The sequence below is a fragment of the Mesorhizobium sp. M8A.F.Ca.ET.181.01.1.1 genome (assembly GCF_004792025.1).
Classification (GTDB): Bacteria; Pseudomonadota; Alphaproteobacteria; order Rhizobiales; family Rhizobiaceae; genus Mesorhizobium.
Genome location: NZ_SRTV01000011.1, coordinates 131,418 through 146,694, shown reverse-complemented (window position 1 = coordinate 146,694; position 15,277 = coordinate 131,418). Strand labels below are relative to the sequence as shown.

General features: G+C 63.9%; 13 protein-coding genes. 7 read left to right on the top strand and 6 right to left on the bottom strand.

Features of this window, described 5'->3' with window-relative positions:
• Nucleotides 1-9: 9 nt before the first annotated feature.
• The 3 genes from EN824_RS29560 to EN824_RS29550 form a co-directional block, all read right to left on the bottom strand.
• Nucleotides 10-924, bottom strand: a complete 915-nt coding sequence (locus tag EN824_RS29560; protein WP_135920199.1) for an ABC transporter permease subunit — start codon at nt 922-924, stop codon at nt 10-12.
• Between the two features lie 7 nt (nt 925-931).
• Nucleotides 932-1,816 carry a sugar ABC transporter permease gene (locus EN824_RS29555; protein ID WP_127279190.1) on the bottom strand — a complete coding sequence of 295 codons (885 nt, stop codon included), beginning with the start codon at nt 1,814-1,816 and terminating at the stop codon, nt 932-934.
• Between the two features lie 155 nt (nt 1,817-1,971).
• On the bottom strand, nt 1,972-3,324 hold the full coding sequence (locus EN824_RS29550; protein WP_127872231.1) for an extracellular solute-binding protein: 1,353 nt from the start codon (nt 3,322-3,324) through the stop codon (nt 1,972-1,974).
• Nucleotides 3,325-3,637: 313 nt separating this feature from the next.
• Between EN824_RS29550 and EN824_RS29545 the strand changes: the two genes are divergently transcribed.
• Together EN824_RS29545 and EN824_RS29540 are read left to right on the top strand one after the other, a co-directional pair.
• Nucleotides 3,638-3,808 (top strand): hypothetical protein, encoded by a 171-nt coding sequence (locus EN824_RS29545; protein ID WP_245521040.1) that lies wholly within the window; start codon nt 3,638-3,640, stop codon nt 3,806-3,808.
• A gap of 163 nt (nt 3,809-3,971) precedes the next feature.
• The gene (locus EN824_RS29540; protein WP_135932999.1) at nt 3,972-6,422 is read left to right on the top strand and encodes an EAL domain-containing protein; all 2,451 of its coding nucleotides are present in this window, start codon (nt 3,972-3,974) and stop codon (nt 6,420-6,422) included.
• A gap of 18 nt (nt 6,423-6,440) precedes the next feature.
• Here EN824_RS29540 and EN824_RS29535 read toward each other — a convergent pair whose 3' ends face one another.
• A complete protein-coding gene (locus EN824_RS29535) occupies nt 6,441-7,121 on the bottom strand; it encodes a TlpA disulfide reductase family protein (protein WP_135883474.1) in 681 nt (226 codons plus the stop codon).
• A gap of 37 nt (nt 7,122-7,158) precedes the next feature.
• Between EN824_RS29535 and argH the strand changes: the two genes are divergently transcribed.
• The 3 genes from argH (at nt 7,159) to lysA (ending at nt 10,201) form a co-directional block, all read left to right on the top strand.
• Nucleotides 7,159-8,559, top strand: coding sequence for an argininosuccinate lyase (argH, locus tag EN824_RS29530; RefSeq protein ID WP_127872228.1), 1,401 nt, complete (start codon nt 7,159-7,161; stop codon nt 8,557-8,559).
• 139 nt (nt 8,560-8,698) lie between these two features.
• Nucleotides 8,699-8,905 carry a lipoprotein gene (locus EN824_RS29525; RefSeq protein ID WP_015315543.1) on the top strand — a complete coding sequence of 69 codons (207 nt, stop codon included), beginning with the start codon at nt 8,699-8,701 and terminating at the stop codon, nt 8,903-8,905.
• 27 nt (nt 8,906-8,932) lie between these two features.
• Complete coding sequence (gene lysA, locus EN824_RS29520) at nt 8,933-10,201, top strand: diaminopimelate decarboxylase (RefSeq protein ID WP_135932998.1); 1,269 nt, start codon at nt 8,933-8,935, stop codon at nt 10,199-10,201.
• Nucleotides 10,202-10,221: 20 nt separating this feature from the next.
• Here the strand turns inward: lysA and EN824_RS29515 are convergent, their stop codons facing one another.
• Nucleotides 10,222-10,524, bottom strand: a complete 303-nt coding sequence (locus tag EN824_RS29515; protein ID WP_127279851.1) for a metalloregulator ArsR/SmtB family transcription factor — start codon at nt 10,522-10,524, stop codon at nt 10,222-10,224.
• A gap of 50 nt (nt 10,525-10,574) precedes the next feature.
• Here EN824_RS29515 and EN824_RS29510 point away from each other — a divergent pair, with 50 nt between their 5' ends.
• Nucleotides 10,575-11,516: a threonine/serine dehydratase gene (locus tag EN824_RS29510; protein ID WP_135932997.1), complete on the top strand. Its 942-nt coding sequence runs from the start codon at nt 10,575-10,577 to the stop codon at nt 11,514-11,516.
• A gap of 206 nt (nt 11,517-11,722) precedes the next feature.
• The gene (locus EN824_RS29505) at nt 11,723-14,317 is read left to right on the top strand and encodes a TIGR02302 family protein (protein ID WP_135932996.1); all 2,595 of its coding nucleotides are present in this window, start codon (nt 11,723-11,725) and stop codon (nt 14,315-14,317) included.
• 25 nt (nt 14,318-14,342) lie between these two features.
• Here EN824_RS29505 and EN824_RS29500 read toward each other — a convergent pair whose 3' ends face one another.
• Complete coding sequence (locus EN824_RS29500; RefSeq protein WP_135929449.1) at nt 14,343-15,218, bottom strand: LysR substrate-binding domain-containing protein; 876 nt, start codon at nt 15,216-15,218, stop codon at nt 14,343-14,345.
• Between the last annotated feature and the right edge of the window lie 59 nt (nt 15,219-15,277).

Here is a 15,277-nt window from a genome sequence, read left to right as displayed (position 1 = left end):
GTCTCCCTGTTATTTCTCGGTGGCGATCAGGCCGCGCACGAACCAGCGCTGCATCAACACCACGACAATCATCGGCGGCAGCATGATGATGAGCGTTCCGGCCATGGCGATGTGCCATTCCGGGGCGCCACCGACATTGGGGATCAGCTGCTTGAGCTCGGTCACCGCCATCGCATGCGACTGGTCGGTGGTGATGAGCAGCGGCCACAGATACTGGTTCCAGGCCCACAGGAACATGATGGTGCCGAGCGCGGCCATATTGTTGCGCGACAGCGGCAGCAGCACGTCGATGAAGAACCGCAGCGGCCCGGCACCGTCCATGCGCGCGGCCTCGGTCAACTCGTCCGGCACGGTCAGGAAGAACTGCCGGTAGAGGAACGTTCCGGTCGCGGTGGCGACCAGCGGCAGGATCAGGCCGCTATAGGAATTGAGCAGCCCCAGGCTCAGTGCAACCCGCACGCCCGATACTTTCTCGATCAGCCAGGACAGCCCGGTCAGGTCCAGGATCGTCTGATAGGGCTCGAGCACGTTGGCGACCACGGCGTAGGTCGGCACGATGCGCACTTCGAGCGGCAGCATCAGCGTGATGAAGATCAGCCAGAAGATCAGCATGCGGCCAGGATAGCGGAAGTACACGATCGAGAAGGCGGTGAGCGCCGAGATGATCACTTTGCCCGCCGCGACGCCGAACGCCATGATGAAGCTGTTGAGCAGCTTGGGGCCGAGATCGGCCGTCACCCAGGCCGTCTTGATGTTGACCCAGAAGTCACTGCCCGGCAACAGCGACATCGGCACATCGTTGACGTCCTTGAGATTGTGCGACGCGGCGATCGCCACGATGGCGAACGGCGCGACACAGAAAACGAAGCCGACGAACAGGATCAGATGCGTGAAGAAATTGAGGAACGGGGTGCGTTCGACCATGATCATCTCACCTGTAGTGCACGCGCCGCTCAATGAAGCGGAACTGGACAATGGTGAGGGCGACGATCAGCACCATCAGGATAATGCTCTGCGCGGCCGCGCCCGAATAGTCGAGGCCTTTGAAGCCGTCCGAGTAGATCTTGTAGACCATCAGGTTGGTGGCGTTCGCCGGTCCGCCTGATGTCATGATGTCGACGATGCCGAAGGAGTCCTGGAAGCTCTCGGTGATATTGATGACGAGCAGGAAGAAGATGGTCGGCGTGATCAGCGGGAACTGGATGTCCCAGAAGCGCCTGAGGACACCGGAGCCGTCCATCGCCGCCGCCTCGATCAGGGATCGCGGGATTGCCTGGAAGGCCGCGAGGAAGAAGATGAAGTTGTAGCCGACATATTTCCAGGAAAAGGCGACGATGATCGAGGCCATGGCATCAGCGCCGTCGAGGCCGGGATCCCAGAAGCCGGGCCAGACCTGGTTGACGACGGCCATGAAGCCGGCTTCCGGCGCCAGGATGAACCGAAATGCCAGCGCCAGCGCTGGCGCGGCGATGCCGTAGGGCCAGATGAGCACCACGCGATACAGCCACGAGCCGGCAAGCTGCCGGTCGGTCAAGGCGGCCAACACCAGCGCGATGAACATCGCCAGGCCGGTGCTGATGGCCGCGAAAATCAGGCTGGCGGTGATCGAGTTCCAGTAATCGGCGTTGGACAGGATCGAGCGGAAATTGTCGAGGCCGACCCAGATGTTGCCGCCGCCCCAAGGCTGCTGCAGCGTCAGCGACCAGTATACCGCCTGGCCGGCCGGCCAGTAGAAGAAGGTGAAGATCAGGAACAGCTGCGGCACCGCGAACAGGATACCGATCGTCCATCTGCTGAAAGTGACGCGTTTTTCCATCGGTCCGCCGACGCCGCTCAAGCGGCTCGCTTGGTGCAAGGTGAGACTAATAACGAAATGGCCGCCCGTCGACCCAAGCATGATCCCGGAAAGTGGAGAACGGTTTCGCGATCATGCTCAACGGAGTCGCCGGACGGCCAGTGCATTTCAGCGGATCAGGGCAGCGTCTTGCCCGGATAGGTCTGCTGGAAGCGGTCGAGGATGGCGTCGCCATTCTTGACCAGCGTGTCGAGACCCTCCTGGACGCTGACCTTGTTGGCGAAGATCGCCTGCATCTGCGTGCCGAACTCGGCGCGGATCTGGGTGAAGTTGCCCAGGCGCACGCCACGGGTGATCTCGGTCGGCTCCGACGCGGTCAGGCTGGCGATCGCGACTTCGCGGCCCTTGTAGGGCGCCTTGTCGTAGAACCCTTGCGACTTCAGGTATTCGAAGCCCGACTTGGTCACCGGGATGTAGCCGGTGTTGGTCGACCAGAACAAAGCGGTCTTGGGGTCATGGATGAAGTTGAGGAAGGCGGCCGCGCCCTTGTATTCCGCGTCCGACTTGCCGGACAGCACCCACAGCGAAGCGCCGCCGACGAGCGAGTTCTTGCGCTCGGTGCCGGCATAGACCGGCAGTTCGGCGACATCCCACTTCATGCCTTCCTTCTGCGTGCGGCCGACCGTGCCGTGGTCGCCGACCGAAGTCAGAATGACCTGGCAGGTGCCGGTGGCGAAGGCCTGCACCATGTCCTGGCCGAGATCCTTCGACTTGATCTTGATCAGGCCGGCGTCATACCACTTCTTCAGATCGGTGACGTACTGGACGAACTTGGTCTTGTTGACTTCCAGACGGGCATCGAGACCGTCATAGCCATTGTTCTTGGTGGCGATCGGCTGGTTGTGCAGCGCCGAGAACTGCTCCATCAGCTGCCAGCTTTCATTGGCCGAGATGTTGATCGCCATCGGGCATTCATAGCCGGCGTCCTTCAAGGCCTGGAGATCGGTGGCGACATCTTCCCATGTCTTGGGCGCTTCGGTCTTGCCGATCTTGGCGAAAGCATCCTTGTTCCAGTACATCAGCGGGGTCGAGGAATTGAACGGAAAGGACAGCATCTCGCCCTTCGACGTCGCGTAGTAGCGGGCGATGCCGGGGAAATAGTCGGCGTAGTCGATCTTGTAGCCGTTTTCTTCCATCAGCTTGTCGGCGGGCTTGTAGGCGCCCGACAGCATCATGGTGGCGGTGCCGACGTCGTAGACCTGGACGACGGCGGGCTGCTTTCCGGCGCGGAAGGCGGCGATGGTGTTCTGCAGCGTCGCGTCGTAATTGCCCTGGCTGGTGCAGGTGACTTCATAATCCTTCTGCGAGGCGTTGAAGTTCTTGCACAGCGTATCGACGACGCGGGCAAGATCGCCAGAAAGGCCGAACCAGAAATCGAATTTTACCGGTTCCGCGAAGGCAGGAACCGCCACCGCCGTGCTGAGCACGCCTGCGGCAAGGGCAGCGAGGCCCCGCTTGATGATCGTCATGATTTCTTCCCTCTTGAATGACTGTTGACAAGGGTCTGCGCAAGTCCTTGCCCGCTCTCTTAGAGAAGGTATGTGACAGTTCTGTTGTGGCCTCCCGGGCCTGTGGACAGCCGGTCTTTCCTCCCCCTCGGCGGTTGCGCCGGCATGAAAACGTCACACCGGCGCCTTAGGTAGCTAGGGCGGCTGTCAGGGACGTAAAGGCCGTCATGGTTATCCGGCTAAAGGGATGATGAAATGCTGGTGAAGCAAGCGCCATGAGCCGCTGTTCGCGGCCCTTGCCGAGCGCGGCTATGATTGGCAGGCGGCCAACGACATGGACCTGCCCACCCAGCGCCGGCCTGCCGGCATGCCGGTCGGCCGCATCGACTGGTTCTTCACACGCGGCCTCGCGGCCAGCGCGCCGGCGGTCCCTCCGGCGGTGTTGCCGGACGGCAGCCCGAGCTCGGATCATGAAGCCCTGACCGTGACCGTTCGCCTGAAATAGCCGCCATCTTCAAGTCGATGCGGCTGAACCGGTCGGTGCCTTTGCGGCCAGCCTGCGCCACGAAGGCACGCTATGGTTGCAGGCGACTTTATCGATCCTTCAACAGCCAAGCATTAATCAGTCATATTTCTTTTTTATTTCCTGTGGGCTAGGGGGAAATAAGATGCTGACGGTCTATAACTGCATCGTGCACCAGCACGATCTGCGACTGGTCGCACTGGCAGCGCTGATCTGCGGAATTTCCTGTTTCTCTGCTGTAAACCTGCTTCACCACATCAGCCGCTCGACGGACCGTAACCGGCTGGTCTGGCTGATGATATCGGCGACTTCGACGGGGTTCGGCATCTGGGCAACGCATTTCATTGCCATGCTCGCCTTCACGCCGGGCATCCCCAGCGCTTACGATCCGGGGCTCTCCGTGATCTCGCTCGCCGCCTCGGTCGCATTGACGGCGGCCGGCATGTGGATCGCCACCTTGCGGGACGAGATCGATTACCATCTCGTCGGCGGCGCCATCCTGGGCGGCGGCATCGCAGCCATGCACTACGTCGGCATGGCGGCGTTCGAGGTCCAGGGGCGGATCGAATGGAACCTGATGCTTGTCGCCGTTTCCCTGCTGGCCGGTATGACGCTTGCGGCACTGGCGCTGCATGTCGTTCTGCGCCGCCCTTCCTTGTCAGCGACATCCGCCGGCGCGGTGCTGCTGACGCTGGCTATCTGCACCTTGCATTTCATCGGCATGGACGCCGTCTCGATCTTTCCCGATTCCTCGATTGTCATATCGCAGTACACGATCGCGCCGACCTCGCAGGCTTTCGCGGCCGCGGCCGCCACCCTGGTGATCCTGGTTCTGTCGGCATCGGCGTTGTGGATCGACCTGCGCTTCCGTCGCCAGAAACTCGAGGTCGACCGCATGCATGGCCTGGCCAATGCAGCCGTGGAAGGCCTGATCGTCTGCGATGGCAGTCGCATCGTCAGCGCCAATGACAGCATGGGCAAGCTGACCGGCGCGCCGGCTACGGCCCTGAACGGCATGCAATTGGGCGAACTTTTCGACGAACGCGCAGCATCCGATGCGACCAGCCTGGAGGGCCAGCCGCAGGAAGCGGAGTTGAGGAGCCGCGATGGGACGAGAATACCCGTCGAACTGATCGCCAGGAGCATCGATTATTGCGGCAAGCCCCACAATGTCATCGCCGTACGCGACATACGCGAACGCAGGAAGGCGGAGCAGGAGATCCTTCGCCTTGCCCATTTCGATCCGCTGACGGGGCTTGCCAATCGCCGCAGTTTCTCCAGCCGTCTCGACGCGGAAATCGCATCGATGAACCGCGTCGCGACTGCCGACGCAAACATCAAGGGCCGGCATCTTGCGCTCTTGCTGCTCGACCTCGACCGCTTCAAGGAGGTGAACGACCTCTACGGGCACGGCGCCGGCGATGCCATGTTGCAGAAAGTGGCAAGCTGCGCGTCCGGCGTTCTGCGCCACGGCCAGATGCTTGCGCGCCTGGGCGGCGACGAATTCGCCATCATAGCCCCCAATTTGCCCGACCCGCAGGCGGCGGGCCGCATCGCCAATGCGGTGCTCGCCGCCATGCGTGAGGAAAACCGGGCAGCGGTCGGTGGCGGGCTGGTCTCGGCCAGCATCGGCATCGCGATCTATCCGCTCGATGCCGAGGACCAGACCAGCCTGATCAGCCATGCCGATACGGCACTCTATCGCGCCAAGACCGAAGGCAGGGACACGTTTCGCTATTTCGAAGCCTCGATGGGCGCCGAGGCTCGCGACAAGCGCGTGATGGAGCACGAATTGCGCCAGGCCGTCGTGCGCGGTGAATTCTACCTCGTCTACCAGCCCCAGAAGGAGATCAGCAGCGGCAAGATGGTTGGCTTCGAGGCCCTGATCCGCTGGCGCCATCCTGAGCGTGGCGAGGTTTCCCCGGCAACTTTCATTCCGGTGGCCGAGGACAGCGGCGCGATTGGCCAGATCGGGGATTGGGTGCTCGAAGCGGCCTGCGAGGAAGCCGCGCGCTGGGAAAACCCGCTGACGGTCGCAGTCAACGTCTCCGCGGTGCAACTCCACAACCCCAATTTCAGCCGCAAGGTCCACGAGACCTTGCTGAAGACAGGCCTTGCCCCGACCAGGCTCGAACTCGAGATCACCGAAACCGCGCTGGTGAAGGACATGCCGCGTGCGCTGGCAACCCTGCGCCAGGCCAAGTCGCTCGGCGTGCGCGTGGCCATGGATGATTTCGGTACCGGCTATTCCTCTCTTTCCAACCTGCGCGCCTTCCCCTTCGACAAGATCAAGATCGATTCCTCCTTCATCAAGGCGGTCGACACGAACGGCCAGGTCGCGGCGATCGTGCGCGCGGTGCTGGGGCTGGGGCGCGGCCTTGGCCTGCCGGTTCTGGCCGAAGGCGTCGAGACGCTTGGCGAGTTGAAGTTCCTTGACGCCGAGGCCTGTGAGATCGGCCAGGGCTACTATCTCGGCAAGCCGGCGCCGATCGAGGCGTTCGACGACCTGACCGGCCACGGCAAGCCCACTCCGGTGCGTGCCGGCCGCCGGGATGGCAGCCTCGTGCTGCTCAAGCCGAGCGTGCGCTCGGCTTAAAGCGCGACATGCGTTGGCTCACGACCCGAGCGCCGTCTCGACCAACCGCTTGGCGTCCGGCCCGGACCATTCGGCCGGACCGTTCATATGGGCGATCAGGCAGCCTTCGCCGTCGATCAGCATGGTGACGGGCAGGCCGAGCGCCAGACCGCGCGTCTTGAGGTCGTTGAACAGTGTCATCGTCGAATCCCGGTAGTAGCCGAGCGTGTGCACACCGGTATCGGCGAGAAACTTCTTCGGCTTCACATCGTCGCCGGCATCGACGTTGACGGCGACGACCTGAAAGGCGTCGCTGCCTTTCTCTTTTTGCAGCGCATCGAGCGCCGGCATTTCGGCACGGCATGGCGCGCACCATGTCGCCCAGAGATTGAGCAGCACCGTCTTGCCGGCATGGTCGGCGATCGTCATCGGCTTGCCGTCCGGCCCGTTGAAGGCGAGGCTCCTCATCGACTGCGGCGGATCGGCCGGCAAAAGTGCCGCGACCTCACCGGTGGCCGCGGCCGCCACCTTCTTGGCGCGATCGCTCTTGGCGGCGCAGGCGACGTCGTCCTTGCTGTCGCCGGCGGCCACCTGCGCCGGTGCGTTGTTGCCAGACCGGCTCTCGCTGACATATACCGCGACCGCGCCGGCCAGCGCTCCCGCCACCAGGGCGGCGAGAATCAGGCGCGGGGCCGGGAAAAATCTGTTTCCGTCTGCCATTTTCTCAAAACTGCTCCGAAGCACGGGTTTTATAGCGATGAGCGACAAGAAGACCAGCAACCAGATGTGGGGCGGACGATTTGCCTCGGGTCCGGCCGCGATCATGGAAGCCATCAACGCGTCGATCTCGTTCGACCGCAAACTCTACGCGCAGGATATTCGCGGTTCGATCGCCCATAGCGAGATGCTGGCGCAGACGGGCATTATTTCGGCTGCCGATCAAGAAAAAATCGCTCACGGCCTGAACACGATCCTGAAAGAGATCGAAGCTGGCACGTTCGAGTTCTCGACCAGGCTGGAAGACATCCACATGAATGTCGAGGCCCGGCTCGCCGACCTGATCGGCTCGGCGGCCGGCCGGTTGCACACCGCCCGCTCGCGCAACGACCAGGTGGCGGTCGATCTGAGGCTCTGGGTCAAGGACGAGTGTTTTCGCGTCGCCGAGGCGTTGAAGGGGTTGATCGGGGCGCTGCTGGAACGGGCCGGGGAGCATGCGGCGACCGTGATGCCGGGCTTTACCCATATGCAGGCAGCACAGCCGGTTACCTTCGGCCACCATTGCATGGCCTATGTCGAGATGTTTTCGCGCGACCTGTCGCGCGTGCGCGACGCCATCGAACGGATGGACGAGAGCCCGCTCGGCGCCGCCGCCCTTGCCGGCACCAGCTTCCCGATCGACCGCCACCAGACCGCCAGGGCGCTCGGTTTCCGCGAGCCGATGCGCAATTCGCTGGACAGCGTCTCCGACCGCGATTTCGCGCTGGAGTTCCTCGCCATGGCCGCGATCTGCGCCACACATCTGTCGCGGCTGGCGGAAGAGATCATCATCTGGTCGACGCCGCAATTCGGCTTCATCAGGCTGTCGGATAGCTTTTCCACCGGCTCCTCGATCATGCCGCAGAAGAAGAACCCCGACGCCGCCGAACTGGTGCGCGGCAAGACCGGCCGCGTCAATGGCCATCTGGTCGGCCTGCTGACGGTCATGAAGGGCATGCCTTTGACCTATGGCAAGGACATGCAGGAAGACAAGGAATCGGTCTTCGACGCCGCCGAGACGCTCGACCTGATGCTGGCGGCGATGACCGGCATGGTCTCGGACATGACGGTGAACGCAGCCGCGATGAAGAAGGCCGCCGGCTCCGGCCACGCCACCGCCACCGACCTTGCCGACTGGCTGGTGCGCACTTTGGGCCTGCCGTTCCGCGAAGCCCATCATGTCACCGGCCGCGCAGTGGCGCTGGCCGAAGAGAAGAAGGTGAGCCTGGAGAAGCTTGCGCTGGAGGATCTGCAATCGATCAACCCGGGCATCACTTCCGATATATTCTCGGTGCTGGCGGTGCAGAACTCGGTCAAGAGCCGCACCAGCTTCGGCGGCACCGCGCCGTCGGAAGTGAGGAAGCAGATCCGCGCCTGGAAAAAGCGTATCGCCAAGGCGTGATCCCGGATATTGCGATCAGCAATATCCCGATGTTGCGACCAGAAATATCCCGATGTTGCGATCGGCAATATCCGGGGTGCAATACGTTGAGAACTCGGCTAAAAGCGGCGGCTGGCAAACGTTTCGGACGGATGGATCGATGACCGGAAGCAGGATTTTGGTAACGCTGACGCTGCTTGCGGCGCTTGCCTCCGTGACCGCCTGCGGCCGCAAGGCCGGCCTCGATACGCCGTATGAGGCGGCTGTCCAGGCGCGCAAGGATGCCGAGAAGGCCCACCAGCCCGTGCCGCCGGAACCGGAAAAACCGGTCGTGGACAAGAAGTTCATCCTCGACCCGCTGATCTAGCACCCGCCAACTTCCGGAACCACTCTCGTGAACCATTTCGACTACCGCGACGGCGTGCTGCATGCCGAGGACGTGGCAATCCCTGATATCGCCGCACAGGTCGGCACGCCGTTCTACTGTTATTCAACGGCGACCCTGACCAGGCACTACCGTGTCTTCGTCAAGGCCTTTGCCGGGCTCGACGCGCTGGTCTGCTACGCCATGAAGGCCAATTCCAACCAGGCCGTGCTGCGGACCCTGGCCAAGCTCGGCGCCGGCGCCGACGTGGTCTCCGAAGGCGAATTGCGCCGGGCCCTGGCCGCCGGCGTCCCGGCCAGCAAGATCCTGTTCTCCGGTGTCGGCAAGACGGCGCGTGAAATGGACTTTGCGCTCGAGGCCGGCATCCTTTGCTTCAACGTCGAATCCGAACCGGAGCTCGAACTCCTGTCGGCCCGCGCCTCGGCTCTCGGCAAGGTGGCGCCGGTTTCGCTGCGCATCAATCCCGATGTCGACGCCAGGACCCACAAGAAGATCTCAACCGGCAAGGCCGAGAACAAGTTCGGCATTCCGTGGCAGCGGGCGCGCCAGGTCTATGCCCGCGCGGCAACGCTTCCCGGCATCAAGATCACCGGCATCGATACCCATATCGGCAGCCAGATCACCGAACTGCAGCCTTTCGACGACGCCTTCGCTTTGCTGGTCGACCTGGTCGGCGCGCTGCGCGCCGACGGACATGCGATAGAGCATGTCGATCTCGGCGGCGGCCTCGGCATTCCCTATCGCGTCGACAACAACCCTCCCCCCTTGCCCGACGCCTATGCCCAGGTCGTCCGCAAGCATGTCACCAAGTTGGGCATGAAGGTGATGTTCGAGCCGGGCCGGCTGATCGTTGGCAATGCCGGCATCCTGGTCTCGGAAGTGATTTTCGTGAAGGAAGGCGACGCCAAGAACTTCCTCGTCGTCGACGCCGCCATGAATGACCTGATCAGGCCAACGCTCTACGATGCTTTTCACGAGATCAGGCCGGTCGTGCAGCCGCCGGCCGACACGCCGCGCATGATGGTCGATGTGGTCGGCCAGGTCTGCGAGACCGGTGACTATCTCGGCCTCGACCGCGACCTGCCGAGGCTGAAGGCGGGCGATCTCGTCGCCGTTTCCACTGCCGGCGCCTACGGCGCGGTCCAGGCCGGCACCTACAACACCCGCCTGCTGGTGCCGGAGGTGCTGGTCGACGGCGACCGTTTCCATGTCGTTCGTCCGCGCCTGACCTATGACGCGCTGATAGGGCTGGATTCGGTGCCGGACTGGCTTGCATAGAAGCCGCCCTGGCCGCGACGCTATAGCCGGTTCTGGATGAGCGCCCTTGTGTCGGCGATCCTGTCCTCGTCGCGGCGGTAGAAGGTCCATTGCTTGATGCGCTTGGTTCTGAGCAGGCCGGCCTGGGTAAGCACACGCATATGCTCTGAAAGCGTCGCCTGCGTGATGCCGAGCTTCTCGGCGATCAGCAGCGCGCAGACGCCGTCCTCGACCAGATCGCCATCCGCCTGTGCCCGGAAATGCGCACGCGGATCCTTGAGCCAGTCGAGAATCTGCAGCCTGCGTTCGTTGGCGATCGCCTTGAAGACATCAACCTCTTGCATTTAGCCATTTTGCCAAGTTACTAATTGCTGTCAATCCCGAGGAGATTTTGATGTCGAAGGGCAACACCGTCACACGCGAACGCATTGCCGCGATGGAACCGCGTATCCGCCCTTATGTCAGGCACACGCCGGTGCTGCGCATCGACATGGCCGACTTCGACCAGCCGCCACTGGCGGTCGACCTTAAGCTCGAATGCCTGCAGCATTCCGGCTCGTTCAAGGCGCGCGGCGCCTTCACCAACCTTTTGGAGCGGCCGGTTCCCGGCGCCGGCGTCGTTGCCGCGTCGGGCGGCAACCATGGCGCCGCTGTCGCCTACGCCGCCATGCGGCTTGGGCACAAGGCGACCATCTTCGTTCCCGAAGTGAGCCCGCAGGCCAAGCTGGATCGCATTCGCGGCTATGGCGCCGACCTCGTCGTCGGCGGTGCCCGCTATGCCGAGGCGCTGGCCGCCAGCGAACGTTTCGCCGAGGAAACCGGCGCCTTGCAGATCCACGCCTTCAACCAGGAGGAAACGTTGATCGGTCAGGGCACGCTCGGGCTTGAGATCGAAAGCGATCTGCCTGAGATCGACACGCTGCTGGTCGCCGTCGGCGGCGGCGGCCTGATCGGCGGCATCGCCGCCTGGTATGCCGGCCGCATCCGCATCGTCGCCGTCGAGCCCGAGGGCGCGCCGACGCTTCATCGCGCCTTCGAGGCCGGCCATCCGGTCGACGCGCCGGCCGAAGGCATCGCCGCCGATTCGCTGGCGCCAAAGCGCGTTGGCGAAATGATGTTCCCGATCGCCGAAGCCTTCGTGGAACGCTCCATCCTGGTCAGCGACGACGACATCATCGCCGCCCAGAAAGCGCTCTGGAACCGCGTGCGCATCATCTCGGAGCCGGGTGGTGCCGCCGCCTTCGCCGCGATCCTGTCCGGCCGCTACGCGCCGACGCCGGGCGAACGGGTGGCCGTGCTGGTCTGTGGCGCCAACGCAAACCCCGCCAATTTCTGATCGCAACCAATTCGGCCGGCTTCACGTTTTCTCAAACCGCCTCGCGTTTGCCGTGTTTGCTGGTATTCTTCGAGTCGTGAGGCTTGGGCTATCCTGCCCCGCCCGATGGCATGGTCCCGAGAATCCGGTTTTCGGAACAGATCATGCTCAAGGAAATAGAGCCCCTTCCCGGGCCTTCGGGATGGAACCGGCTCTGGGAAGGGCCGATGACGCAACGACCCATCTTCAGCAACGACCGCGGCCTGGCCGGACGCCTTGCCTTGAGCCGGCTGGCGACGCGGATCGCGATGACGGTCGAGCGTGGCTGGCCGCTGCTGCTCCCGCTCGTCGTTGTCGCCGCTCTCTTCCTCAGCGCCTCCTGGTTCGGCATTTTCCCCCGGCTGCCCGATGTGGTGCGCATCGGCCTTGTCGCCCTGTTCGGCCTGGCAGGATTGGCCGCGCTCTACCCGCTGCGCTTTTTCCGCATGCCTGGCGCCGCCGAGGTCGATCGCCGCATCGAGGCCGCCAACAAACTGCTGCACAGCCCCGTACAGGTGCAGAGCGACCGGCCCAGCGGCCAGGAAAGCAGCTTTTCGCAGGCGCTCTGGCGCGAGCACCAGAAGCGCATGGCTGGAAAGCTCGACAGTCTCGGCGCCGACCTGCCACGCACGCGCGTGCCGGAGCGCGACCCCTGGGGACTTCGCGCCGTGGCGGCGCTCCTGCTCGTCACCGCCTTTGCCTTCTCCTTCGGGCCGACCGGCGGCAGGATAGCAGACGGTTTCAGCGCACATGGCACGCTCGACGCCGTGCCGCCGCGCATCGACGCCTGGGTGACGCCGCCGGCCTATACCGGCAAGCCGCCGATCTTCCTGACCGCCGACGCCAACCAGGCCACGCCAACTTTTCACGTCCCCGAGGGTAGCGACGTCTCCTTGCGCGTCACCGGAGGCTCGGGCGAGGAAACGCTTGCCTATGCTGACCAGGACGGCAACGCGCGCGCCATTGAACCGGCCAGCCCGCAAGCCGCCGCCACGGCCAAACCGGCCGCAAGCCCGGCACCGTCCAAGGTGCGCCAATTCACCGGCAAGCTGACTGGCGACGGCACGCTGACGCTTAAATCGGGTGATGATCAGCTTGGCCGCTGGGCCTTCGCCGTGATCCCTGACAAGCCGCCGCAGATCCGCTTCGTCGGCGAGCCCAAGCGCGCAGCCAACGGCGCCTTCGAGCTCAACTACCAGATCGACGATGACTATGGCGCCGCCACCGCCAAGGCGGTCTTCGCGCTGGCCGATCCGCAAGCGCCAGGTGCGCATCCGCTCTATGGCCCCCCCGACATGCCGCTGACGCTGCCGCGCCGCGGCGGCAAGTCGAATGCCGCCCGGACCACGAAGGACCTGACAGAGCATGTCTGGGCCGGCGGCAGCATCAAGCTGACGCTTGTCGCCACCGACGACGCCGGACACACCGCGTCCAGCGAGACCAAGACGCTCGTGATGCCCGAGCGGCCATTCGCCAACCCGCTGGCGCGCGCCGTGATCGAACAGCGCCGCCTGCTCGCGCTCGACACCAATGCCAGGCCGCGCGTGCTCGACCTGATGGACGCCATCACGCTGCGGCCTGAAGACACGTTCGACAATATGTCCCACTACCTCGCCATCATGAGTGCGATGAGCCGGCTGAAACTGGCCGGGAATGACGATCAGCTGCGCGGCGAGGTCGCCTATCTCTGGGAAATCGCACTCGGCATCGAGGAGGGCAATCTATCGGCCGCCGAAAAGCGGCTGCGCCAGGCGCAGCAGGCGCTGCAGGACGCCATCAAGAACGGCGCCAGCGACGCCGAGATCGAGAAGGCGATGAAGGAACTGCGCGAGGCGATGAACCAGTTCCTGCAGGAATTCGCCGAACGCGCCAAGCAGAACCCGAATGCGCCGCAGATGCAGCAGAACGGCCAGGAACTGCGCCAGAGCGACATCGACCGCATGATGGACCAGATCGAGAACCTGGCGAAGTCGGGCGACCGCGACAAGGCGCAGCAATTGCTGTCGCAACTGCAGGACATGATGAACAACCTCCAGGCCGGCCGCCAGCAGCAGGGCGGTGAGCAGGACAGCCAGATGCGCCAGCAGATGGACAAGCTCGGCGAGATTTTGCGGCGCCAGCAGGAGATGATGAACGACACGTTCCGCATGGACCAGATGCAGCGTGGCGAGCGACAGCGTGGCAAGAATCGCGACGAGCAGCTCGGCGAAGGCAGCGGCGAGAACCAGGACAAGCCAGGGGTTGGCGAGGACCGCGATCCGCTCGCCAGGCAAAAGCCGATGACGCCGCAGGAATTCGCCGATGCGCTGAAGCAGTTGCAAGAAGGCCAGGGGCAGCTGAAAAGCGATCTCGAACAGCTGAAGAAGGGCCTCGAAGGCATGGGCATGGAGCCCAATGAAGGATTTGGCGAAGCCGGCAAGTCCATGGGCAGCGCCGAGCAGGCGCTTGGCGAGGGTCAGGGCGACGAGGCCGTCGGCCACCAGGGCCGGGCGCTCGAGGCGCTGCGCAAGGGCGCCAAGGACATGATGAAGCAGATGCAGGCCATGCAGGGCGACCAGGGCGGCAGCCAGGAAGGTGGCCGTCAGCAGGACGCCGACCGTGACCCGCTCGGCCGGCCGCGCGCCAGCCAGGGTCCCGATTTCGGCGATTCGGTGAAAGTGCCCGATGAGATCGACGTGCAGCGCGCGCGCCAGATCCTGGAAGCGATCCGCAAGCGGCTCGGAAACGCGCTCAGCCCCGATATCGAGCGCAGCTATCTGGAACGGTTGCTGGAACTGAAATAGTAAACGGCGGAGCAACCGAAGACGTCTATGACGCCGGTTGGACCTGCCTGTTGACGAACGCCTCGCGGATCGCCTCCTGCATGCCGTCGATCGCTTCACCGGAAGCGTTCGGGTTGCGGTGCATCACCACATTGGAGGAATCGATGTCGCCGAACCCATCCGCGGACGTCAGTTCGCGGCAGTCCGCCGGAATGTTGCTGCGCGAAATCGGCGCGATCGCCAACCCTGAGGTGACGGCAAGCTTCAGGCCGCCATTGGTGTCACTGGTATAGGCGACGCGATAGGCAAGGCCGCGCTGCTCCAGCGATTTGATGGCGAAGTCCTTGCACCAGCCGGCGCGGTTGTAGAGCGCGATCGGCAGCGGCTGTTCCTCATGCATGTGATGCAGGATCGACGTCACCCACACGGTCGGGTCGTGCATCAGCACCTCGCCGCCGGAAAGGTCCTGCCACTCGAAGACCACGGCGAGATCGAGCTCGCCCGCGGCGAGCGCCGCGACCTGCGCCCACGAATGGGCGTAGCGCACCGTGACTTCGACCTTTGGATGGCGCTTCGAGAATGCGCCGAGCGCGCGCGACAGGATGGCGTGGCCATATTCCTCCGGAATGCCGATGCGCACCGGCCCGCCCAGCGGCGCCGCCGCCATCGACGCAGCCGTCTCGTCGAGCAGCGAGACGATGCGGCGGGCATTGACGATGAGTTCGCCGCCACGCCGCGTCAGTGCGACGCCACGTGAACCGCGCTCGAACAAGGTGTCGCCGACCAACTCCTCGAGCTTCTTCATCTGCATCGACACGGCCGACTGGGTGCGGCCGGCCTGTTCGGCGGCCCTCGTGAAATTGCCGGCCTCGGCGATGGCCACGAAGGTACGCAGGAGATCGCTGTCGAGGGTTGGCCGCATGGCATCCATCATAAGTAAATTTGATTGCTGGCATCATTCCAATTCGTTTGCAACATGTC